Origin of the sequence: Empedobacter sp. UBA7611 (assembly GCF_002484365.1) — a bacterium.
GTDB classification, from domain to species: domain Bacteria; phylum Bacteroidota; class Bacteroidia; order Flavobacteriales; family Weeksellaceae; genus Empedobacter; species Empedobacter falsenii_B.
Window position 1 is genome coordinate 1 of record NZ_DLJR01000085.1, and the last position, 20,683, is coordinate 20,683.

General features: G+C 32.0%; 23 protein-coding genes. 12 read left to right on the forward strand and 11 right to left on the reverse strand.

Annotated elements, in window-relative coordinates:
• Nucleotides 1-896 (forward strand): hypothetical protein (locus B3R94_RS14090; RefSeq protein ID WP_291101621.1); only part of this gene is annotated, 896 nt, incomplete at its 5' end.
• Between the two features lie 38 nt (nt 897-934).
• Here B3R94_RS14090 and B3R94_RS14095 read toward each other — a convergent pair.
• Together B3R94_RS14095 and B3R94_RS14100 are read right to left on the reverse strand one after the other, a co-directional pair.
• Nucleotides 935-2,029 carry a mannose-1-phosphate guanylyltransferase gene (locus tag B3R94_RS14095; protein WP_291101624.1) on the reverse strand — a complete coding sequence of 365 codons (1,095 nt, stop codon included), beginning with the start codon at nt 2,027-2,029 and terminating at the stop codon, nt 935-937.
• Between the two features lie 9 nt (nt 2,030-2,038).
• Nucleotides 2,039-2,629 carry a SprT-like domain-containing protein gene (locus B3R94_RS14100; protein WP_180905771.1) on the reverse strand — a complete coding sequence of 197 codons (591 nt, stop codon included), beginning with the start codon at nt 2,627-2,629 and terminating at the stop codon, nt 2,039-2,041.
• Between the two features lie 53 nt (nt 2,630-2,682).
• Here B3R94_RS14100 and B3R94_RS14105 point away from each other — a divergent pair, with 53 nt between their 5' ends.
• From B3R94_RS14105 to B3R94_RS14130, 6 genes are all read left to right on the forward strand, one after another.
• Nucleotides 2,683-3,429: an MlaE family ABC transporter permease gene (locus tag B3R94_RS14105; RefSeq protein ID WP_171622564.1), complete on the forward strand. Its 747-nt coding sequence runs from the start codon at nt 2,683-2,685 to the stop codon at nt 3,427-3,429.
• On the forward strand, nt 3,429-4,196 hold the full coding sequence (locus B3R94_RS14110; RefSeq protein ID WP_114998788.1) for an ABC transporter ATP-binding protein: 768 nt from the start codon (nt 3,429-3,431) through the stop codon (nt 4,194-4,196). Before B3R94_RS14105 ends, B3R94_RS14110 begins: the two co-directional genes overlap by 1 nt.
• 24 nt (nt 4,197-4,220) lie before the next feature.
• Nucleotides 4,221-4,820 (forward strand): porin family protein, encoded by a 600-nt coding sequence (locus B3R94_RS14115; RefSeq protein WP_280049384.1) that lies wholly within the window; start codon nt 4,221-4,223, stop codon nt 4,818-4,820.
• 74 nt (nt 4,821-4,894) lie between these two features.
• Nucleotides 4,895-5,602 (forward strand): tetratricopeptide repeat protein, encoded by a 708-nt coding sequence (locus B3R94_RS14120; protein WP_125349548.1) that lies wholly within the window; start codon nt 4,895-4,897, stop codon nt 5,600-5,602.
• Nucleotides 5,603-5,716: 114 nt separating this feature from the next.
• Nucleotides 5,717-6,214 carry a 6,7-dimethyl-8-ribityllumazine synthase gene (gene ribH / locus B3R94_RS14125; RefSeq protein WP_180905773.1) on the forward strand — a complete coding sequence of 166 codons (498 nt, stop codon included), beginning with the start codon at nt 5,717-5,719 and terminating at the stop codon, nt 6,212-6,214.
• 30 nt (nt 6,215-6,244) lie between these two features.
• Nucleotides 6,245-6,985, forward strand: coding sequence for an acyl-[acyl-carrier-protein] thioesterase (locus B3R94_RS14130; RefSeq protein ID WP_291101627.1), 741 nt, complete (start codon nt 6,245-6,247; stop codon nt 6,983-6,985).
• Between the two features lie 97 nt (nt 6,986-7,082).
• On the opposite strand, the gene B3R94_RS14135 is transcribed toward B3R94_RS14130, so the two are convergent.
• Together B3R94_RS14135 and B3R94_RS14140 are read right to left on the reverse strand one after the other, a co-directional pair.
• Nucleotides 7,083-7,541 (reverse strand): copper resistance protein NlpE N-terminal domain-containing protein, encoded by a 459-nt coding sequence (locus tag B3R94_RS14135; protein WP_180905775.1) that lies wholly within the window; start codon nt 7,539-7,541, stop codon nt 7,083-7,085.
• 100 nt (nt 7,542-7,641) lie between these two features.
• Complete coding sequence (locus B3R94_RS14140) at nt 7,642-8,058, reverse strand: nucleoside-diphosphate kinase (protein WP_038330990.1); 417 nt, start codon at nt 8,056-8,058, stop codon at nt 7,642-7,644.
• A gap of 174 nt (nt 8,059-8,232) precedes the next feature.
• Here B3R94_RS14140 and B3R94_RS14145 point away from each other — a divergent pair, with 174 nt between their 5' ends.
• Nucleotides 8,233-8,760 (forward strand): hypothetical protein, encoded by a 528-nt coding sequence (locus B3R94_RS14145; protein ID WP_291101630.1) that lies wholly within the window; start codon nt 8,233-8,235, stop codon nt 8,758-8,760.
• 15 nt (nt 8,761-8,775) lie between these two features.
• Here B3R94_RS14145 and B3R94_RS14150 read toward each other — a convergent pair whose 3' ends face one another.
• From B3R94_RS14150 to alaS, 5 genes are all read right to left on the reverse strand, one after another.
• Entirely contained in the window at nt 8,776-9,216 is a 441-nt protein-coding gene (locus B3R94_RS14150) for a DUF805 domain-containing protein (protein ID WP_038330995.1), read from the reverse strand.
• Between the two features lie 56 nt (nt 9,217-9,272).
• Entirely contained in the window at nt 9,273-9,596 is a 324-nt protein-coding gene (locus B3R94_RS14305) for a DMT family transporter (protein WP_371202251.1), read from the reverse strand.
• 225 nt (nt 9,597-9,821) lie between these two features.
• The gene (locus B3R94_RS14310; protein WP_409515950.1) at nt 9,822-9,950 is read right to left on the reverse strand and encodes a hypothetical protein; all 129 of its coding nucleotides are present in this window, start codon (nt 9,948-9,950) and stop codon (nt 9,822-9,824) included.
• 53 nt (nt 9,951-10,003) lie between these two features.
• Nucleotides 10,004-10,183 carry an EamA family transporter gene (locus B3R94_RS14315; RefSeq protein WP_371202196.1) on the reverse strand — a complete coding sequence of 60 codons (180 nt, stop codon included), beginning with the start codon at nt 10,181-10,183 and terminating at the stop codon, nt 10,004-10,006.
• Nucleotides 10,184-10,286: 103 nt separating this feature from the next.
• The gene (alaS, locus tag B3R94_RS14160) at nt 10,287-12,896 is read right to left on the reverse strand and encodes an alanine--tRNA ligase (RefSeq protein ID WP_291101635.1); all 2,610 of its coding nucleotides are present in this window, start codon (nt 12,894-12,896) and stop codon (nt 10,287-10,289) included.
• 99 nt (nt 12,897-12,995) lie between these two features.
• On the opposite strand from alaS, the gene B3R94_RS14165 reads away from it, so the two are divergent.
• Entirely contained in the window at nt 12,996-13,946 is a 951-nt protein-coding gene (locus B3R94_RS14165) for a M23 family metallopeptidase (RefSeq protein WP_038330999.1), read from the forward strand.
• Nucleotides 13,947-13,955: 9 nt separating this feature from the next.
• Entirely contained in the window at nt 13,956-14,324 is a 369-nt protein-coding gene (locus tag B3R94_RS14170; RefSeq protein WP_038331000.1) for a MerR family transcriptional regulator, read from the forward strand.
• A gap of 15 nt (nt 14,325-14,339) precedes the next feature.
• On the opposite strand, the gene B3R94_RS14175 is transcribed toward B3R94_RS14170, so the two are convergent.
• Nucleotides 14,340-14,843, reverse strand: coding sequence for a hypothetical protein (locus B3R94_RS14175; RefSeq protein WP_038331001.1), 504 nt, complete (start codon nt 14,841-14,843; stop codon nt 14,340-14,342).
• A 270-nt stretch (nt 14,844-15,113) separates the two neighbouring features.
• Nucleotides 15,114-15,638 (reverse strand): NADPH-dependent FMN reductase, encoded by a 525-nt coding sequence (locus B3R94_RS14180; protein WP_115001941.1) that lies wholly within the window; start codon nt 15,636-15,638, stop codon nt 15,114-15,116.
• 102 nt (nt 15,639-15,740) lie between these two features.
• On the opposite strand from B3R94_RS14180, the gene dnaE reads away from it, so the two are divergent.
• Together dnaE and trxA are read left to right on the forward strand one after the other, a co-directional pair.
• Complete coding sequence (gene dnaE, locus B3R94_RS14185) at nt 15,741-20,141, forward strand: DNA polymerase III subunit alpha (protein WP_114998805.1); 4,401 nt, start codon at nt 15,741-15,743, stop codon at nt 20,139-20,141.
• A 110-nt stretch (nt 20,142-20,251) separates the two neighbouring features.
• Nucleotides 20,252-20,569, forward strand: coding sequence for a thioredoxin (trxA, locus tag B3R94_RS14190; protein WP_291101638.1), 318 nt, complete (start codon nt 20,252-20,254; stop codon nt 20,567-20,569).
• Nucleotides 20,570-20,683 lie beyond the last annotated feature (114 nt).

Consider the following 20,683-nt stretch of genomic DNA (forward strand, 5'->3'; position numbering starts at 1 on the left):
CAACTTTTGTCCCTGATCCATACTCTGTCGCTTTTCTATTTATTTTAATCATGATTGGAACAGCAATGATTTATGATGATAAAGAAATTATTTTACCAGAAGTTGCTGCATTATCTGTCGGAATTTTAACGTTTCGAGAAAATAAATGGCTACAACGACCATTTCATATTTTTTTACTTCCATCCATAACTGCTATTTTAGGATTTGGGATTAATTTTTTACCGATTATATTATCATTCAAATTAGCATTGGTATTGGTTGCAATGTTAATTGTCTTGAAAATTTTTAAAAGTCAACTTGCGCCAGCATTAGCTACGGGATTATTACCAATTGTTACAAATACAGAATCTTTTGTATTTCTATATGCGATATTTCTATTTGTCTTTTTACTTTTTCTATCAATAAAAATATTCAAACTAAAACCAACTGAAAATGCGGTTCCAATGATTTATACAAGCCATAACAGATGGTTAATCGGATTATGTGTAGTTTGGTTTACAGCTTGTTATTTTAGCGGTTTTGCACATTTCTCTGCTATTCCACCTATTATCGTAATTTCTTTTGAATCTTTAAATAATCCAACATTAAAATTAACCGTACGTCTAAAACGTATTCTTGTAATGTTCATGGCTACAATGGCTGGTTGTTTAACAATGCATTATCTTGATAATTGGTTAATCATTGGCTTGATCGATTTGATTATCGTAATGTTTATTTTGAAATTAACAGATTTACGCTTACCTCCTGCTTTTGCAATGGTTATTTTACCAATGATTTTACCTTCTGACTCGATAAAATATTTACCTGTTGCAACATTAATCATGAGTATATTTTTTATGCTATCGATTTATATTATTCAGAAAGTTGCTTATCCAAAAGCGATTGATTTCAAATAAAAAAGTCATCCAAAATTGAATGACTTTGTAGCTATATTTTAACAATATTTTTCTCCGTTTTTCTGTAATTTCAAATCGCTGACATACGTCTTGATATTTTGAACATTACTTCGAGGACAAATCAATAATCCTTTCTCCGAATTAATAACCACATAACTATCTAATCCGTCAATAATAATTGCTTTATCTTGTGTAGAATAAATGAAATTGTTTTTAGCGTTGTATCCAGAAAAATGTTTACACAATAACGTATTGTGATTTTCATCCTGATCTTCACCTGTATATTTATACTTTTCGTTGATTGCCGACCAAGTTCCAATATCACTCCAGCCAAAAGTTGTCGGAATAACATAAACATTATCGGCTTGCTCTAAAATTCCTTTGTTAATAGAAGTTACATCTAACGTTGTGTAAATAGGTTTTAAAGTTTCTGTATTCTGTAAAGAACGATCAAGATCAAAATACTTTTTCAAAGTTTCTTTCATCGAAGGTAAATGTTGTTGAAAAGCTTTTACAATACTATCTACAGACCAAATAAGGATTCCTGTATTCCAAATAAATTCGCCGCTCGTTATAAAAGATTCAGCAAATTCTAAATCAGGTTTATCGATATAAGATTTTACTTTTTTTATAGGTGTTGTATTTTCGATGAACTGAATATAACTGTAATTAATATCTGGTCGTGTTGGAGCTACTCCCAAAGTAATCAATCGATCGTTGTCAGCATCCTCGAAAGCAAGATTTACTTTTTCTACAAATTCATCTTCATCAAAAATAAAATGATCTGAAGGAGAAATTATCAATTTTGCATTTGGATTAATTTGTTGGATTGTCATTGCGGCCAATAAATTACAAGCTGCGGTATTCATGACTCTTGGTTCGATGATAAAATTTTTATCCTCAAAATCTGGTAATTGTTCTTTTACAATCTCTTTATAATCTTGAATAGTTACAATGAAAATATTTTCTTGCGGAACGACTTTTTTAAGGCGATTATACGTTAATTGAATAAAAGTTTTTCCTATTCCTAATAAATCATGAAATTGTTTTGGTTTTTTAATTGTACTCAAAGGCCATAATCTCACTCCTGTACCACTGGCAAGGATAACAGCGTAGTTATCTTTATTATTCATGATTGTCTTTTAAAGTTTATTTACAGTTGCAGTTGCGTTTATCAAATATTTTTTCTTGGTTTTCAACTCTAAACAAAGATACCTTAATTTTCTTTTAGATTCTTTTTTAAAGATTCTTTTTCCTATCGAAAATATTGTACCATCCTCCAAATCTTCAAGATAAATTTGAGCAGGATTTTTATCATCTATAATATATTTTGAGATATTAATATCTGCTCCTAAACTCGCTTTCGGATGTTTGGCATGATGAAGAATATACGGTTGCAATTCTTCGGGATAAATGTGAAGAGATTCTAATAATAAATGCCCAAAAATGGTTTTCCATTCTTTTCCATGCGGATTTATTTTACGCGAATCAAACTGAACAAAAGTTTTGAGATGCGCCACTTCATGTGTAAAAACAAAAAAGAAAGCATACTGATTTAAGTCGCCATTCACTGTAATTTGATGACGATTATTTTCGACCAATTTGCGATAATCTCCCAACTTAGTTTCACGTCTTCTTGTAATTTTTAACGTTATAAAATGATTTTCTAACCACTTTTTTACATACAAGTCTGCATTATGAGGGAGATAAGAAGTTAAATGTTCTAAATTCACATTGTGCAAGATAAATAAAAAGCCTTTCCAATAAAAATATTAATTTTGTCGTAATGAAACTAATCGAAAATTTAGGGTCATACTTTATGCTTATGGGTAAAGTATTTAGCAAACCTCAAAAATTGAGCGTTTTCTGGAAATTGACCGTTAGAGAAATATATGATTTAGGTGTCAACTCTTTAGGGATTGTAACCTTTATCTCAACATTTATGGGTGCAGTTGTAGCAATACAAATGGCGCAAAACTTTCAGGGAGCTTCTATTCCTGTTCCAGATGCCTACATTGGTTATGCAACCAAAGTGGTTTTGGTATTAGAGTTTGCTCCAACCATTATGTCGCTAATTTTAGTTGGTAAAGTAGGTTCGTATATCGCTTCGAGTATCGGAACCATGCGTGTTACCGAACAAATTGATGCGTTAGATGTTATGGGAATCAATTCTGCAAACTTCTTGATTTTACCAAAAATTATCGCCTGTGTATTTTTCAATCCTTTATTGGTTATGATTTCTATCGGATTTGGATTATTAGGCGGTTATTATATTGGAGTTTTTACAAAACTATGGTCGGCAGCCGATTTTATTACAGGTTTACAAATGAATATGGCAACAAAATTGTTTGTCTATACATTCCTTAAAACAATGGTATTCGCGTTTGTTATCGCAACAATTCCGGCATACTATGGTTATAAAGTAAAAGGAGGTTCGTTAGAAGTTGGTCGTTCTGCAACAACAGCTGTTGTATGGACATCAGTAGCAATTATTGTGATCAACTTAATATTAACACAAACAATTTTGAGCTAATGATTGAAGTAAAAGATATCAGAAAATCATTTGATGCAGTAGAAGTTCTGAAAGGTTTTTCTGTCACTTTCGAGAAAGGAAAAGTTAGTTTGATTATTGGTCAAAGTGGTTCTGGAAAAACTGTTTTTTTGAAAAATTTGATTGGATTATTAACACCAACTTCAGGTCAAATTTTGTACGAAGGAGATAATATGATCGAGTTTGATTACAAAGAAAAACAACGTTTACGTTCAGAAATTGGAGTAGTTTTCCAAGGTTCGGCTTTGTATGATACGATGAATATTGTAGAAAATGTAAAATTTCCATTGCAAATGTTTTCGGATATGTCAAATGCTGATGCCGAAAAACGTGCGCGTGAAGTGTTAGATCGTGTAGAAATAGCTCGTACAGCGCTTAAAAAATATCCGTCAGAAATATCTGGAGGAATGCAAAAACGTGTGGCGATTGCGCGCGCGATTGTAAATAATCCAAAATATTTATTTGCTGATGAACCAAACTCTGGTCTTGACCCGAAAACGGCGTTAGTTATCGACCAATTAATTTATGATATCACAAAAGAATACAACACAACAACCGTTGTAAATACACACGATATGAACTCGGTAATGGAAATTGGAGATCATATTGTTTTCTTAAAAAATGGTTTCTTGGAATGGGAAGGGACAAAAGAGGAGATTTTGGTGGCTGATAATCCAAATGTTATTGATTTTGTATATTCGTCAAATCTTTTCAAGAAACTAAGAGAAGCCTTATTAAAAGAACAATAATAAATCAATAAAAATAAAAATTCTATGAAAAAATTAATTTTAACTGCAATTGTAGGTTTAGCTGCAAATTTTGCAACAGCACAAAATATCAATTTTGGTATCAAAGGAGGAGCTGTTTTCAATACAGATAAAGGAAAAGTTTGGGAAGATGCTGGAAATATTTCCAAGAAAGATGGGAAAGCTTCTGCAGGGTTTCAAGCTGGTGCTTTAGCTCGTGTCTCTTTAGCAGGAATTTACATACAACCAGAGTTATTGTATACGCAATTCAAAAATGAATATGATGTTGATGGACAAAAACTGAATGTAACTAAAAAACGTATGGATATTCCTGTAAATGTTGGAAAAAGATTTTTAGGAATCGGACATATTCAAGCTGGTCCAGTTTTCTCTTACTATTTTGATGATAAATTATCTGTAAAAGATTTTACAACTGCAAAACAAGACGAATTTAATGTCGGAATGCAAATTGGTGCAGGTGTAGAAGTTTCTAAATTATTATTCGATTTACGTTACGAATTCGGTTTAGGAAAAGTTGGATCTGACATTTTGAACGGATCAAATGGACAATATAGAACAGAAAATCGTCCGCAAATGTTAAACTTATCAGTAGCATATTTATTCTAAAAGGTTGTTTGTAAATAAATTTATTGGATATATTTGTTCCAAATTGTATTTTTGCAACCTCGTAAATTATTAAAATGGCAAAAAATAATAAAAAAGAAGAATTCGCTACAGAGCAATTCGTAGAAAAATTAGATAGAACAGCTTTCAACGTAGAGTTTTTTGTTGAAAAATATGCTAAAGCAATTGGTATTGGTTTAGGAGTAATTATTGTAGCTGTTTTAGGTTATTTTGCTTACTTAAAATTAGTCGTAGAACCTAAATCAGAAGACGCTTTCAAAGAAATGGTTCAAGCAGAACGTCTTTTTGATCAAGATTCTATTAACGTTGCTCTTAATGGTAGCGCAGGAAGTTTCCAAGGTTTACAACAAATTGTTGATGAATATGGAAATACTGATGCTGGTAATTTAGCACGTTTCAAAGCGGCAAGTTCTTATTATAAATTAGGAGATTACGCATCTGCTGTAAAATTATTAGAAGATTTTGACACTGATGACAATGTAATGTTAGCGCAAAAATATGGTATGTTAGGAAATGCATTAGTTGCTTCTAACAAATTAGAAGAAGGTTTACCTTACTATGTAAAAGCTGCTGAAGCGACAGAAGTTGAAACATTACAATCGACTTACTATACAAAAGCGGGTGAAATTGCGATGGAATTAGGTAAAAATGCTGATGCTTTAAAATATTTTCAAGCTTTAGAGGATAAATATCCAAATGCAAATAATGGTGAAACTGCGAAGTTTATTGAGCGTTTAAAATACGCTTCTGAAACTGCGAAATAATTCACTTCAAAAGATAATTACAAGCCGAACAAATTGTTCGGCTTTTTTTATTGATTCAAATCAAAGTTTATCCTAAATCATTTTTGTAATTTTACCATTCAAATTTTAAACAAAATGGCAACAGAAAATAAAAATTTATCTCAATATAATAAAGCAGAATTACCAAATGTAGCGGGCTCTAAGTTTGCAATCATTACATCTGAATGGAATAATCATATCACATTTAATTTACGAGATGGAGCAAAAGATACATTGATTGATTTGGGCGCAAATCCTGATGATGTTACATTATATGAAGTTCCTGGTAGTTTTGAGTTGATTTATGGAGCTGATAAAGTCGCGCAAGTTCATCCAGATTTGGACGGAATTATCGTTGTTGGATGTGTGATTCGTGGAGCAACAGCGCATTTTGATTATGTTTGTCAAGGTGTGACACAAGGAATCAAAGATTTGAATATCAAACACAATATGCCAATTATTTTTTGTGTTTTAACAGACGAAAATGAACAGCAATCAATTGATCGTTCTGGCGGAAAACATGGAAATAAAGGAGTTGAAGCTGGTGTAGCTGCGGTTATGATGGCGGATATGAAAAAGAAATTAGGTAAATAATTTTAGAATGATAGATTCAAAACTTTATCGATGCCAATAGCAGAAGATTTTAAATCAATTTATACGAAAAATTGGGAGATTTATTTTTCTCAATGTGATCCGACAGGTAAGATGAAATTGTCTGAAATGGCAAATCTTTTTCAATTAACTGCTTCAGAACACGCGATAAAAGGAGGTTTAGGTTTCTTTGATTTACAAGAATTTAATCAATCTTGGGTAATGAATCGACTTCGAATTGAGATTGATGAATTACCTTCTTGGACAGATTTTGTTGATGTAAAAACTTGGATTGAAGTATTGAAAGGTGCAAAATCTATTCGTGATTTTACAATCGAGAAAAATGGAAAAAAATTAATTGGAGCTTCAAGTTTGTGGGCGGTTTTCAATACAGAAAAACGTCGTCCTGATATTCTTCAAATTGATTCATCTCACATTGAACGTTTTCCTGATCTGAAACCAACGGAAGTCGAGAATTCGATTTTAAACATCGATTTTGAACCAACAGAAGTTATTCAATATAAAGTTCAGTTTTCTGATTTAGATATCGTAAAACACGCAAATAATACCAAATATTTGGATTGGTGTTTGAATACTATTGATCCTGAAATAATATTCAAACATCGTATCAAAGCGATTGATATGAATTTCTTGAAAGAATTAAGTTTACATGACAAAATAGAAATTCAGAAATTAGAAACGGAGAATTTAATTCAGTTTAAAATTGTTAGTAAAGAAAAAGTAAACTTTGTTTGTAGATTGGAGTTGAGGTAAGGTTATTTTAAGAGATATCAAACTGAATTTATTTCAGCTTATCAAAAAATCTAAAATTATTACAATAAAAAAAGGTTTCATTACGAAACCTTTTTATCTATTTTTCTTTTGTCAAAACAAATTTAGCAGAATCGGCCGACTCTATTTTCTTCTGATTTTTATTTAACTGAGTAATTTTTCCTTCTTCAACCAAAAAAGCATTCGGAACATTGGCAATTTCAGGAAAAACAATTGTATTTCCATCTTCTTTAAACTGAAAAGTTCCAGTTGTCATAATAGCCATTTTATCTAACCCCAAACGTTTTGTAGAATAGACATATCCTTTGTTTGGTAATAATTTTATTTCCATTTCAACCTCTTTGCAATCTTTCTCATAACAAGGCAAAATTCCTTTGTAAGCTCCTTCGTATTGAATAGATTCTTCGGCAGTTTTTGCTTCAACTTTTACTGAATCTTCTACATTTTCTACATCATTTTTTACAGGTTCTGTTTCGCTTTTACAACTTGACACAACAAAAGCTGCGATTGTAAATGTGGCTAAAATTATTTTTTTCATTTTTTAGAATTTGATTTAAAGGTAAGTAAATTTTGAGCCAAAAAAAATCCTTCCGAATATTTTCAGAAGGATTTGTATAATGTTTTGTAATCTTATTCGATTAGAAAATTTCTTTCGCAGCAAAGTGGAAAGCAGCTTCAATAGCAGCATTTTCGTCAGAATCAGAACCGTGAACAGCGTTAGCATCGATAGATTCAGCATATTTAGCACGGATTGTACCTTCTGCAGCCTCAGCTGGGTTAGTAGCACCGATTAAAGTACGGAAATCAGCAACTGCGTTGTCTTTTTCTAAAACTGCAGCAACGATTGGTCCAGAAGTCATGAATTCTACTAAATCCTTGAAGAAAGGACGCTCTGCGTGGATAGCGTAAAATGCTTCAGCATCTTGTTTTGCTAATTGAGTCATTTTAGCCGCTTTAATTTTGAAACCAGCGTCAGTAATGTCTTTTAAAATATCTCCGATGTGTCCTTTTGCAACTGCATCAGGCTTAATCATTGTAAATGTAATGTTTGCCATTTTATTGAATTGTATTTATTACTTATTTTTTGAGGTGCAAAATTACAAAAATGATTCGAATGTTTTTGTTTTATAATTAAAATTTCTTATTTTAATAAAAATAGTTAATTGTTATTCATTTAAGATTGTTTCAATTCGATAATATTTCTTATTTTTAAGAGAAATCTAAAACTTATGAATACAAATGATCTTTCCACATTTCATCATAAAACGAAACTCAAAAAGGTTGGTGATAAATATTTTCTGCCTTTCGAAATTTGGAATTATTTAGATTTAGGTTTAATGTTTTTACTTATTTTGTTTTTCGCTTATGCATCAAGTGAAATCAATATTATTTTTATTTCAATGATTGTAATTTTTGGAATCCGAATAATAACGACAATTAATGATAGATTTTTTGTAGAAATTAAAACATCAAAATCGTTAAGTGAGAATATTAATTTAATCAAAGAATTAGCTCAGCGACAACTTAATTTTACCGAATCGTTGGATGAACAAGGTTTGTTTCTTTTTGAATATTCGGAACGAAATATTTTTTATAAATATAATTATCGAAGACGAGATTATATCGAAACAGTTGTAATTTATTGTGAAGACAATTCGATTTGGGTGAACTCTTTTAATCAACGTTATTTGGGGATTTTTAGACGATATAATCTAAAACAATGGATAAAATTAATCCAATTAAAAAGCGAGAATTAATCTCGCTTTTTAATTTTAATATCTTTCGATTAAATCGTTTCCTATTTCGTTGATAGAATCATCAGTTTCTTTTGGGTTTGGTCCCCATTGATTAGAACCTGGTTGGCTATCTGTAACTAATGCTATTATTAATAAAATAGCTCCCACAAGAGGAATTAAACCAATTAAATAATACCAACCACTTTTTCCTGTGTCGTGTAATCGTCTTACAACAACTGCTAAAGAAGGGATAAAAGTTGCTAATGCATACAACATTAAAATTCCATAAATTAAGTAAAATAAAATTCCAGGACTTTCTCCGTCGCTTCCAATAGCTACAGAGATAATAACTAGAATATACATTACAAATGAAATGATAACATTACATAATGTATAATACCAATATTCGCTTCTGCGGGCTCTTCCCGAGAAATTGGCGTAATTGTCAAACATTACTCGTTTGTATATTTCAATCATAGATTAAGTTGTTAAATTATGTTAAAAATATTAAAATAAATTTTATTACGTAACTCTTAATCTGCTTTTAAACGTTTAGTTTTGAACATTTCTGGCTTATAATTAATAATAAAAACACCAAGAATAATTAGAATAGTAGCGACGATAAACTTTGATGAAATTTGTTCGTCTAATATTAACCAACCCAAAATTATTGCAATAATCGTATTGAAATAAGAAAGAATAGAAACTTGTATTGGAGAAATTTTGGTCAACGCATAATGAAATGAAAAAAACGTAATCACAGAACCAAAAACAGCTAAATAAAGCATGGCAGAAATACTTTTTGTACTCCAATTTTCGAAATTATAATTTTTTGTAAAAGCGAAAGCAAAAATAATTTAAACAATTCCAGCAAATATAAATTGGTAAAAAAGATTGAGAGAAATATTTTTGGATTGAATATTCATTTTTTTAATGAAAATAGTTCCTGTTGCCCAACCTGTAATTGCACAAAAAAGTAAAATAATTCCAGTTCTATATGCTAGATTTGCTAATTCTTGATTTCCCTACCAAAAAATAAATATTCCACCCCCAAAATAAAGTAAAACACCTAATAATCCACGCTAACTGAATTTTTGTAAGCCAATAAAAATACTTCCTAAAAAAACGAGAATAGGTGAGGTTGCACTAATTAATGCAGCTAAAATACTCGATAAGTTTTCTTCTGCAGCAGTAGTTAATCCATTTGCCATTATCAGCATTAATGAAGCGAGATAAGTTGATAAGAAAGGTTTTTCCAGACAATCTATTTTAATTCCTTTTTAGATAGTAAAATAATTAGCATAATTAGTCCTGCCAAAAATTGACGAATTTCAGCAACAAACCAACTAGGAATAGTTTCTACAGCTATACGAATTCCGAGGAAAGTTGTTCCCCAAACAATTGCAACTATACTAACGGCAATCAATAATTTGATCTCTTTCAAGATAAAAAAGTTAAAAGTGATAATTCTAAAATAGAATTATAAAAATAAAAAAAAAGCGACTTGATAAACCAAGTCGCTTTTAAAGTATTATAATAGAGATTTATTATTTAACAAAATCCTCTGCTTGTTTTAGTGCAGCATCTAATCCAGAAACCTCTTTACCACCTGCTGTAGCTAAGAAAGCTTGTCCACCACCGCCGCCATTGATGTGCTTCGCGATTTCTTTTACAATTTGTCCTGCGTTATAACCTTTTTCATCTACAAGGTTTTTTGCGATAGAAATTGTAATCGATGGTTTTACGGCATCATTCGTACCAACAACGATAAATGCATTTTCGATTTCTTTTGTTAAATCAATTGCATTTTGTTTTGCGGCATTTGTATCTAAATTCGTTTTAACCGCTAAGAAATTAACACCATTAATCTCTTTAATCGCAGCTTTCCAAGTCGCTTTCTCAGCAGCAGCTTGTTGCGCAACAAAAGACTCTAATTGCTTTTTCAATTCTGCATTTTCATCTAATAAATGTTGAACCGCTTTTACCGCATCATTTTTCGTTTTAAGTGCAGCTAAAACATCATTGTAATTTTTCTCAGCATCTTTGTATGCTTCGATTGCTTTGTTTGATGTAATTGCTTCGATACGACGAATACCAGCAGCAGTAGAAGATTCAGATAAAATTCTGAACAGACGAATATCCGCTGTGTTTTTTACGTGTGTACCACCACATAATTCGATTGAAGATCCGAAACGAATGACACGAACTTTATCACCATATTTTTCACCAAATAAAGCCATTGCACCTTCAGTGATAGCTTCGTTGATATCACAATCTCTTTTTTCGATTAATGGTAAAGCTTCTGCAATTTTATCGTTTACTTTTTGCTCAACAATAGCCAATTCTTCATCTGTCATTTTAGAGAAATGAGAAAAGTCAAAACGTAAATAATCGTCTCCAACATACGAACCTTTTTGTTCTACGTGCGTTCCTAAAACTTCGCGTAAAGCTTCGTGCATTAAGTGTGTTGCAGAGTGATTTTTAGTTGTCTCATTACGTTTTTCTGTGTCAACTTTCGCATTGAATGTAGCGTTTACATTTTCTGGTAAAGTTTCAACGAAATGAATTACTAAGTTATTTTCTTTTTTCGTGTCAACAACTTCAATTGTTTCATTCAAAGTAGAAATTGATCCTGTATCACCAATTTGTCCTCCAGATTCTGCATAGAATGGCGTTTGGTTGAATACCAATTGGAAAAATTCTCCTTTTTTATTTTTTACTTTTCTGTAACGTGTAATTTTTACTTCAGCTTCTGTGTTATCATAAGCGATAGAGGTTTCCTTTCCTTTATCATCTAAAATAACCCAGTCATCCGTTACTAAAGCAGTTGCTTTTTTCGAACGTTCTTTTTGTTTCGCCATTTCAGCTTCAAAACCAGCTTCGTCAATTGTGAAACCGTGATCTTCTGCTACAATACGAGATAAATCTGCGGGGAAACCAAATGTGTCATATAATTCGAAAACCACATCACCAGGAACAACTTTAGAATCTCCTAATTGCTCAATGATTTGATTTAATCGATTTAATCCTTGTTCAATTGTACGTAAGAAAGATGCTTCTTCTTCGCGAATAACGCCAGTTACAATTGTTTCTTGTTTCACTAATTCTGGGAAGAAATCACCCATTTCAGCTTTCAAGATTGGATATAATTTATAGATAAAAGGTTCTTTAAGACCTAAGAAACGATATCCGTAAGAAATTGCACGACGTAAAATACGACGAATTACATATCCTGCTCCTGTGTTTGATGGTAATTGTCCGTCTGCAATTGCAAAAGAAACTGCACGTAAATGGTCAACTACAACACGAATAGCGATATCTGTTTTTTCTGCTGTTCCGTATTTTACACCAGAAATTTCTTCTAATTTTTGAATTGTTGGTTGAAAAACATCTGTATCATAGTTAGATGATTTTCCTTGTAAAACCATTGCCAAACGCTCAAATCCCATACCTGTATCGATATGGCGAGCCGGTAAAGATTCTAAAGAACCATCCGCTTTACGTTGATATTGCATAAATACCAAGTTCCAAATTTCGATAACTTGTGGATGATCCATATTAACCAATGTTTTACCATCAACAGCTAAACGATCAGCTTCTGGACGAATATCAACATGAATTTCAGAACATGGTCCACATGGTCCGATATCACCCATTTCCCAGAAATTATCTTTTTTATTTCCGTAAAGAATTCTATCTTCAGCAATATGTTGTTTCCAAAGTTCTAATGCTTCTTCATCTAATGATGTTCCGTCACCTTTATCACCTTCAAAAACGGTTACATAAATTTGATCTTTAGAGATTCCGTATTTTTCTGTTAGTAATTCCCACGCCCAAGCGATTGCTTCTTTTTTGAAATAATCACCAAAAGACCAGTTTCCTAACATTTCGAACATCGTGTGGTGGTAAGTATCTTTTCCTACATCATCCAAATCATTATGTTTACCAGAAACACGAAGACATTTTTGTGTATCCGCGATACGATTACTTTTTGGAGTTCCGTTTCCTAAAAAATATTCTTTGAATTGTGCCATCCCCGAATTATTGAACATTAATGTCGGATCGTCTTTCAAAACAATCGGCGCAGAGTCTACTATTAAGTGGCCTTTTGTCTCAAAAAAATGCAGAAATTCTTTTCTTATATCTTTGGATTTCATTTAATTAAATTATTTTTATCATTTGATTAACAAGTTTACTCGTACAATATTCGTTACTTTGCAAACGTTTTACAAAGATAATAAAAGGTTGGTTAAGTAATGGAAAATAAAAACTATAAGTATAATTCTGTGAAATTTTTAATGAGTTGGGCGAAGAAAAGAGTCCAAAAAACTCCTAAAACAGCATTATACGTATTACTATTTTTATGTCTATCGACAATATCTGCTGGAATGATTGGTTATCATTTTAATGATTCTGAATACGCATCGAGAGCAGGGAAATTCAAAGACGACAAAAGCAAATTATTAGCTGAGTTGGAAAGAATGGAAAATGAAAATCAGCAATTACATAAAAAATTCAAAGAAGTTGAAGAAGCTTTGACAGAAATCGAAGAAAAAGATCGCAATATTTATCGTACAATTTATGATATGCGTGTCAATGAAAATATCGATTCTGTAAACAAAGAAATTGATAATTATACAGCAGAAGATATCGAAAAATTGATTGATAAAATTGAAATTGAATCAAAATCGTTGGACGAAGTATTTCGTTCGGCTGGTGTTAAAGATGCCAATTTATCATCAATGCCAGTACTAAAACCTGTTGCAGATAAATATGTAAGTAGATTAGCTTCTGGTTATGGATCTCGTTTTCACCCAATTTTGAAAGTGAATAAAATGCACAAAGGTTTAGATTTTGCAGCTTCTACAGGAACACCAATTTATGCAACTGGAGATGGTTCTGTAAAAGTTTCTGAATTTAATTCGGGTTACGGAAATATGGTGGTCTTGAAACACGGAAATGGTTACGAAAGTTTGTATGCTCACATGTCTCGTGCGAAAGTTCGTAGTGGACAAAAAGTGAAAAGAGGCGATGTAATTGGTTATGTTGGGACGACTGGATTGTCGACAGGAGCGCATTTGCATTACGAAATTCACAAGAATGGAGAACCTGTAGATCCAATTATGTATTTCTACAATGATGTAGATCCAGACGATTTCATTAAAATTTATCAAAACTCTAAAAAATTGTCATTATCTTTGGATTAAACGCTGATAATGAACGTAGACCTGCCTGATAAACTATATTACTCGATTGGCGAAGTCGCCAAAGCCTTTGATGTAAATGCATCGTTGATTCGATTTTGGGAGAAAGAATTTGAAATTATTCAACCCAAAAAGAACAAAAAAGGAAATCGATTATTTACCAAAAATGATATTGATTGTTTCAAGAATATCTATTATTTGGTAAAAATAAAAGGCTATACGTTAGAAGGTGCAAAACAAGCGATTGGTAAAAAAGGAATTGCGACAACAACAGATGAAATAGATGTTGTGAAGCGATTAGAAAATATAAAAGATGAACTCATCAAACTTAAAATGAGTTTTGAGTCGGAAGAAATTTTAGAAAAAGATGAACTGAATTAAGTTCATCTTTTTTGGTTATAAAACTTTTGTTTCAATAAATTTAAAGCCAATTGCAAGTATAAAACTTATAATGATTAGAATCCAGTTTGGTTTTAGTTTAGTTTTTAATTCAAATAGTTTCGAAAAAATTTCAATCACTCTTTCTTTGTCAATAATTAAGATAACAAAGACTAAAACTTGATAAAAAATAGAAGAATTTAGCGCAACAATTTCATAGAAATAATCTTGTAGAATAATATTGATTAAAATTGTAGTTAATAACAAGCATGCAAAAATTCTTGTCCTTCTAAAAAGTAATGTGATTGCACCAATCACTTCAAAAATTCCGATGATTATTGGATACCCTTTGGTAAAACTATAAAAATTCCACATCAATCGATGACCTTCAGAAAGATGATTATTAATGCTGTTATCCATATTTGTGAATTGAGTAGGTTTTACAATTCCATACACAAACATTGATATTGAAACCGTAAATATTGCTGACCAATAAAGTATATAGATTAGTTTTTGTTTCATTTATTTTTTAAAATTATTTAGAATAATCATTACAATTTTTATAATTAATACAATAATAGTGATTGGAAGTAAGAAGAGTAAAATGGAGTATAAACTCCAAAAATCATTTAAAATTTTAAAATATTGTAAAAAAAATAAGCTAATCAAGTAAAGCCAGAATAAAAAAACTAAAATGAGAAGGTTATTTATTTTGAATATTTTTCGTTCAACGAAATAAAAAGTCAAAATAATCAAAAGTGGTATTGCAATAGTATAAACGTAAAACATATTTTAGGTTAATAGTTGGTTATAAGCTACGATGAACTCTTCCAATTGTTGTAAAGTTACTTTATCAATAATTTTTCCTTCCGAATTTACTTTTCCTTTAACACCTTGAATGAGTAAAGTTGTTTCATTATTGAAGTTTGTCATCAACGTTTTCATTATCAATTGCAATTCTTCATGTCCTTTTTCTCCATTTGCAGACGCAGTGATAATTCCTAAAGGTTTTCCATCAAAAATAGTTGTAGAAACGCACCATTCTAATACATTTTTTAATCCACTCGGAATACTAAAAATATATTCGGGCGTACAAATAATTATTCCATCAGCTTTTTCTATTTCAGTTCTAAAACCAAGTATTTCTTGCGGCGTATTTTCGATAGAACGTTCTGGATCAAAATGAGGAAGAGTTTTTAATTCATCAAAAACAGTACATTTGAAATATTGAGATGTAGAAGAAATAAAATTTTCTATGATTTTTTGATTAGATGAATTTTCGCTTGTGCTTCCATTAATGATGAAAATATTTTTCATTTTCGTTGATTTGAACATCTAAAATAGATAATTATTCTTAACTTATCTTAAGAAAATCTTCTGCTAAGATTTCGTAAATTTACAGATTCAAACGAAAACTCAATGTACTTAATATACGATACAGAGACAACTGGTCTTCCGAAAGATTGGAATGCGCCGATTTCTGACTCCGACAACTGGCCGCGTTGTATACAAATCGCTTGGCAATTGCACGATGAAATGGGGCAAATTATTGAACATCAAGATTATTTGGTGCGTCCAGATGGTTTTGATATTCCGTATGATTCTGAACGTATTCACGGAATTTCAACTGATTTAGCAACCGAAAAAGGTGTTCCATTAAAAGAAGTTTTAGATAAATTCAACGAAGCTTTAGGTAAAGCTAAATTTATTGTTGGACAAAATTTAGGTTTCGATATTAACATTATGGGAGCCGAATTTTATCGTCTGAATTATGAAAATAATTTAGCCGAAAAACCTGTTTTGGATACCTGTACCGAGGTGACTGCTGAGTTATTGAAACTTCCTGGAGGTCGTGGAGGTCGTTACAAATTACCAACGTTAACGGAATTGCATCAATATCTTTTTGGTGTTTCGTTTGGCGAAGCGCATAACGCAACTGCCGATGTGGAGGCAACTACGCGTTGTTTTTTCGAGTTGATTCGTAAAGGTATTTTTACAAAAAACGAGTTAGAAGTTGAAGATGAATATTTTGTTCGATTTAATGCAATTAATGAAACAAATATTCAGCCAGTTGGACTAAATCACGTAAATCTTAAAAAAGCTTCACAAGAAATTGCGAAAATTAAAGCCAAAGAAGATGGAGGAGATGAGGTTATTGATATTTCGGAAGAAGTTTTAGCACAATTCGAGAAAGCAAAATTTGCACATTTACATAATCACACACAATTTTCAATTCTTCAATCGACTATTTCTGTAAACGATTTGGTGAGTGCTGCGGCAAAAAATAAAATGACTGCAGTTGCAATTACCGATCATGGAAATATGATGGGAGCTTTTCATTTTAATGCAGAAGTACAAAATCATAATAAAGCTGCAAAAGTAAAGAATGAAGAGTTAATTGCTGACGGAGCAGAACCAACGGAAGTTATCTTAAAACCTATTATTGGTTCCGAATTCTTTGTTTGTGAAAATCATTTAGACAAAACAAAAAAGGATAATGGCTATCAAATTGTAATTTTTGCAAAGAACAAAAATGGTTATCATCATTTAGCAAAAATGGCATCGAAGGCTTATACTGATGGGTTTTACTACGTGCCTCGAATTGATAAAGCGATTATTGAAGAATATAAAGAAGATTTAATTGTTTTGTCTGGAAACTTACAAGGTGAAGTTCCAAACAAAATTTTGAATCTTGGTGAAAAGCAAGCCGAAGAAGCTTTACTTTGGTGGAAAGAGCAGTTTGGTGATGATTTTTACATCGAATTGATGCGCCACGGACAAGAAGATGAAGATCGTGTTAATCAGACTTTGCTTGCGTTTGCGCGTAAACACAATGTAAAAGTTGTTGCGACAAATAATACGTATTATATCAATCAAGACGATTCGAATGCACACGATATTTTGTTGTGTGTGCGCGATGCAGAAAAACAATCAACGCCAATTGGTCGTGGTCGTGGATTCCGTTTTGGTTTGCCAAATCAAGAATATTATTTTAAGTCGGAAGCAGAAATGAAACAATTGTTTCAAGACATTCCCGAAGCAATTATTAATATTCAAGAAATTGTTGATAAAATAGAAGAATACACGCTTTATCGAGATGTATTACTTCCAAAATTTGATATTCCCGAAGAATTTCATCACGCAGAAGATGATGAAGATGGAGGGAAAAGAGGTGAGAATGCTTATTTAAAACATTTAACCTACGAAGGTGCAAAAATTCGTTATCCAGAATTGACAGACGAAATTAAAGAACGTTTGGATTTCGAATTAGCCACAATTGAAAAAACAGGTTATCCTGGTTATTTCTTGATTGTACAAGATTTTATTGCTGCGGCGCGTAAAATGGGCGTATCGGTTGGTCCAGGTCGTGGTTCGGCGGCAGGATCAGCAGTTGCTTATTGTTTATGGATTACCAATTTAGATCCAATTCAGTACGATTTACTTTTTGAGCGATTCCTAAATCCTGATCGTGTATCTATGCCCGATATCGATATCGACTTTGATGACGAAGGTCGATCGTTGGTAATGGATTATGTGATTGATAAATATGGAGCAAATCAAGTAGCGCAAATCATCACTTATGGTACAATGGCGGCGAAATCTTCGATTAAAGATACGGCGCGTGTATTGGATTTACCATTGTTTGATGCGAACCGTGTTGCAGGTTTGATTCCGAATATGAAGTTATCTAAAATCTTCAATTTAGATGAAGCTGCATTAAAAGGAGCCTTAAAACCAGAAGAGTTTGATGCTGTAAGCGAATTAAAACGTTTATCGAATGGAGACGATTTAGCTGCGGAAACTATTCAGCAAGCAAAAATCTTAGAAGGTTCTGTTCGTAACACGGGAATTCACGCGTGTGGGGTAATTATTACGCCAGATGATATTACGAATTTCGTACCTGTAACAACAGCTAAAGATTCAGATTTATATGTAACGCAGTTTGATAACTCGGTTGCAGAAAGTGCCGGATTATTGAAGATGGACTTTTTGGGGTTGAAAACCTTAACCTTGATTAAAGATACCATCAAATTAGTAAAAGCGAGAACAGGAATCGAAATCAATCCGGATGAAATTCCGATTGACGACGAAAAAACATATGAGCTTTTCCAGCGTGGCGAAACGGTTGGGGTTTTCCAATACGAGTCACCCGGAATGCAAAAATACATGAAGGATTTACGTCCGACAGTTTTCGCGGATTTAATTGCCATGAATGCCCTTTATCGTCCTGGGCCTATCGAATATATTCCGTCGTTTGTTCGCCGTAAAAATGGTGAAGAACCAATTCAGTACGATTTGGATGCGATGGAAGAATATTTATCAGAAACCTACGGAATTACGGTTTATCAGGAGCAAGTAATGTTGCTTTCGCAAAAATTAGCAGGTTTCTCGAAAGGTGATGCCGACGTTTTGCGTAAAGCAATGGGGAAAAAGCAAAAAGCTGTCTTGGATAAAATGAAACCAAAATTTGTTGCGCAAGCTTCAGAAAAAGGGCATGATCCTAAGATTTTAGAAAAAGTTTGGACAGACTGGGAAGCCTTTGCATCCTATGCCTTCAATAAATCGCACTCGACGTGTTATGCATGGGTAGCGTATCAAACAGCTTATCTGAAAGCACATTATCCAGCAGAATATATGGCGGCTGTTCTTTCAAATAATATGAATGATATCAAGCAAGTGACCTTCTTTATGGAAGAGTGTAAGCGAATGGGATTGGCGGTTCTTGGTCCAGATATCAATGAATCGATTACGAAGTTTAACGTAAACGAAAATTATGAAATTCGTTTTGGAATGGGAGCTGTAAAAGGTGTTGGGCAAGCCGCAGTAAACTCGATAATTTCTGAACGTGAAGCAAATGGTCCGTTCAAAGATATATACGACTTTGTTAAACGTGTCGAATTGCGAACAGTGAACAAAAAAACAATCGAAAACTTAGTTTTAGCTGGAGGTTTTGATTCGTTTGAATTTCATCGTGGACGTTATTTTTTTATCGATAATACGACAACTAATTTGGAAAAATTAATCAAATATGGAGGAAATTATCAGGAGCAAAAAAACTCTTCTCAAACTTCTTTATTTGGTGATTTTGGAGGTGATTCTGTTGTAGAAGATGTGGTTCCGATGTTGCCAGATTGTGAGAAATGGAATATGTTACAACGTTTGTCGAAAGAGAAAGAAGTTGTTGGAATTTATATTTCTTCGCATCCTTTGGATGATTTCAAACATGAGTTGAAAATGGCTTCAAATTGTAGTATTTCTGATATCAATGCGAATGAAGATAATTTTGTTAACAAAGAAGTTTCAATTTGTGGAATGATGTCAAATATTCAACATAGAATTGCCAAAAATGGAAACGAATTTGGTATTTTTACGTTTAGTGATTACACCGATTCGATGGATATCATGGTTTTTGGTAGCGATTATATGAAATATAGACACTTTATGCAGGAAAATATGTTCTTGAATTTGAAATTGAATATCTCGAAAAAAGAATTCAAAGACAAAGAAGGAAATGTAACGCAAGGTCGTGTGTATAAAAACATCACAAATATTTTGTTGTTGAATGAAATTGTTGAAAAACAAGCCGAAAAAATGACGGTGAAGATTGAAGTTCCAGAATTTTCGGAAGAAACATTTAGCAAATTATCAGATATTATGTTCAAATATCAAGGAGATAAATTATTAAAAATTCAATTAATTGATCCAAAAGATTATTTGAATAATTTAGATTTACCAGCAAGTAAAATCAAAATTAACATTTGTCGAGATTTGTTGAAAGAATTAGATGAATTGCAGGAAATTACATTCAAACTGAATTAATTATTCGTTTCATCTATTCAATAATTGATAGATAATATGAACGAAATTTTTCAAGAATAAAATTTTATGTAGATTTGTAAACTTAAGATTAGATAAAAAAATATAAGATTATGGCATTAGAAGTAACAGACGCATCATTTGCATCAGATATTATAGAGTCAGGAAAACCAGCAATGGTTGATTTTTGGGCTGTTTGGTGTGGTCCTTGTAGAATGGTTGGTCCAGTTGTGGAAGAGCTTGCTTCAGAATATCAAGGAAAAGCAGTTATTGGTAAAGTTGATGTAGACACAAACCAAGAAGTTGCTGCGAAATATGGAATCCGCAACATTCCTACAATTTTATTCTTCAAAGACGGAGAAGTAGTAGACAAAGTTGTTGGAGTTGTTCCAAAAGAGCAATTAGTAGAAAAATTAAACGCGATTTTATAATAAATTAAATCGTTGATTTTGAAATAAAAGAATCTCGGATGCAAAATTTCCGAGATTTTTTTTGAAAAAAGTTTAGGTTTTATCAGAAAACCCCCTATATTTGCAATCCGAAAT

Bases quoted from the DNA above. Each gene is read 5' to 3' on its own strand.
- B3R94_RS14115 (WP_280049384.1), top strand. From the start codon at position 4,221: ATGAAAAAATTAATTTTAACTGCAATTGTAGGTTTAGCTGCAAATTTT.
- B3R94_RS14170 (WP_038331000.1), top strand. From the start codon at position 13,956: ATGAACGTAGACCTGCCTGATAAACTATATTACTCGATTGGCGAAGTC.
- B3R94_RS14310 (WP_409515950.1), bottom strand. From the start codon at position 9,950: ATGGCAAATGGATTAACTACTGCTGCAGAAGAAAACTTATCGAGTATT.
- B3R94_RS14140 (WP_038330990.1), bottom strand. From the start codon at position 8,058: ATGGCAAACATTACATTTACAATGATTAAGCCTGATGCAGTTGCAAAA.
- B3R94_RS14145 (WP_291101630.1), top strand. From the start codon at position 8,233: ATGAATACAAATGATCTTTCCACATTTCATCATAAAACGAAACTCAAA.
- B3R94_RS14135 (WP_180905775.1), bottom strand. From the start codon at position 7,541: ATGAAAAAAATAATTTTAGCCACATTTACAATCGCAGCTTTTGTTGTG.
- B3R94_RS14175 (WP_038331001.1), bottom strand. From the start codon at position 14,843: ATGAAACAAAAACTAATCTATATACTTTATTGGTCAGCAATATTTACG.
- dnaE (WP_114998805.1), top strand. From the start codon at position 15,741: ATGTACTTAATATACGATACAGAGACAACTGGTCTTCCGAAAGATTGG.
- B3R94_RS14180 (WP_115001941.1), bottom strand. From the start codon at position 15,638: ATGAAAAATATTTTCATCATTAATGGAAGCACAAGCGAAAATTCATCT.
- B3R94_RS14120 (WP_125349548.1), top strand. From the start codon at position 4,895: ATGGCAAAAAATAATAAAAAAGAAGAATTCGCTACAGAGCAATTCGTA.
- trxA (WP_291101638.1), top strand. From the start codon at position 20,252: ATGGCATTAGAAGTAACAGACGCATCATTTGCATCAGATATTATAGAG.
- B3R94_RS14105 (WP_171622564.1), top strand. From the start codon at position 2,683: ATGAAACTAATCGAAAATTTAGGGTCATACTTTATGCTTATGGGTAAA.
- B3R94_RS14130 (WP_291101627.1), top strand. From the start codon at position 6,245: ATGCCAATAGCAGAAGATTTTAAATCAATTTATACGAAAAATTGGGAG.
- ribH (WP_180905773.1), top strand. From the start codon at position 5,717: ATGGCAACAGAAAATAAAAATTTATCTCAATATAATAAAGCAGAATTA.
- B3R94_RS14095 (WP_291101624.1), bottom strand. From the start codon at position 2,029: ATGAATAATAAAGATAACTACGCTGTTATCCTTGCCAGTGGTACAGGA.
- B3R94_RS14110 (WP_114998788.1), top strand. From the start codon at position 3,429: ATGATTGAAGTAAAAGATATCAGAAAATCATTTGATGCAGTAGAAGTT.
- B3R94_RS14150 (WP_038330995.1), bottom strand. From the start codon at position 9,216: ATGATTGAAATATACAAACGAGTAATGTTTGACAATTACGCCAATTTC.
- B3R94_RS14165 (WP_038330999.1), top strand. From the start codon at position 12,996: ATGGAAAATAAAAACTATAAGTATAATTCTGTGAAATTTTTAATGAGT.
- alaS (WP_291101635.1), bottom strand. From the start codon at position 12,896: ATGAAATCCAAAGATATAAGAAAAGAATTTCTGCATTTTTTTGAGACA.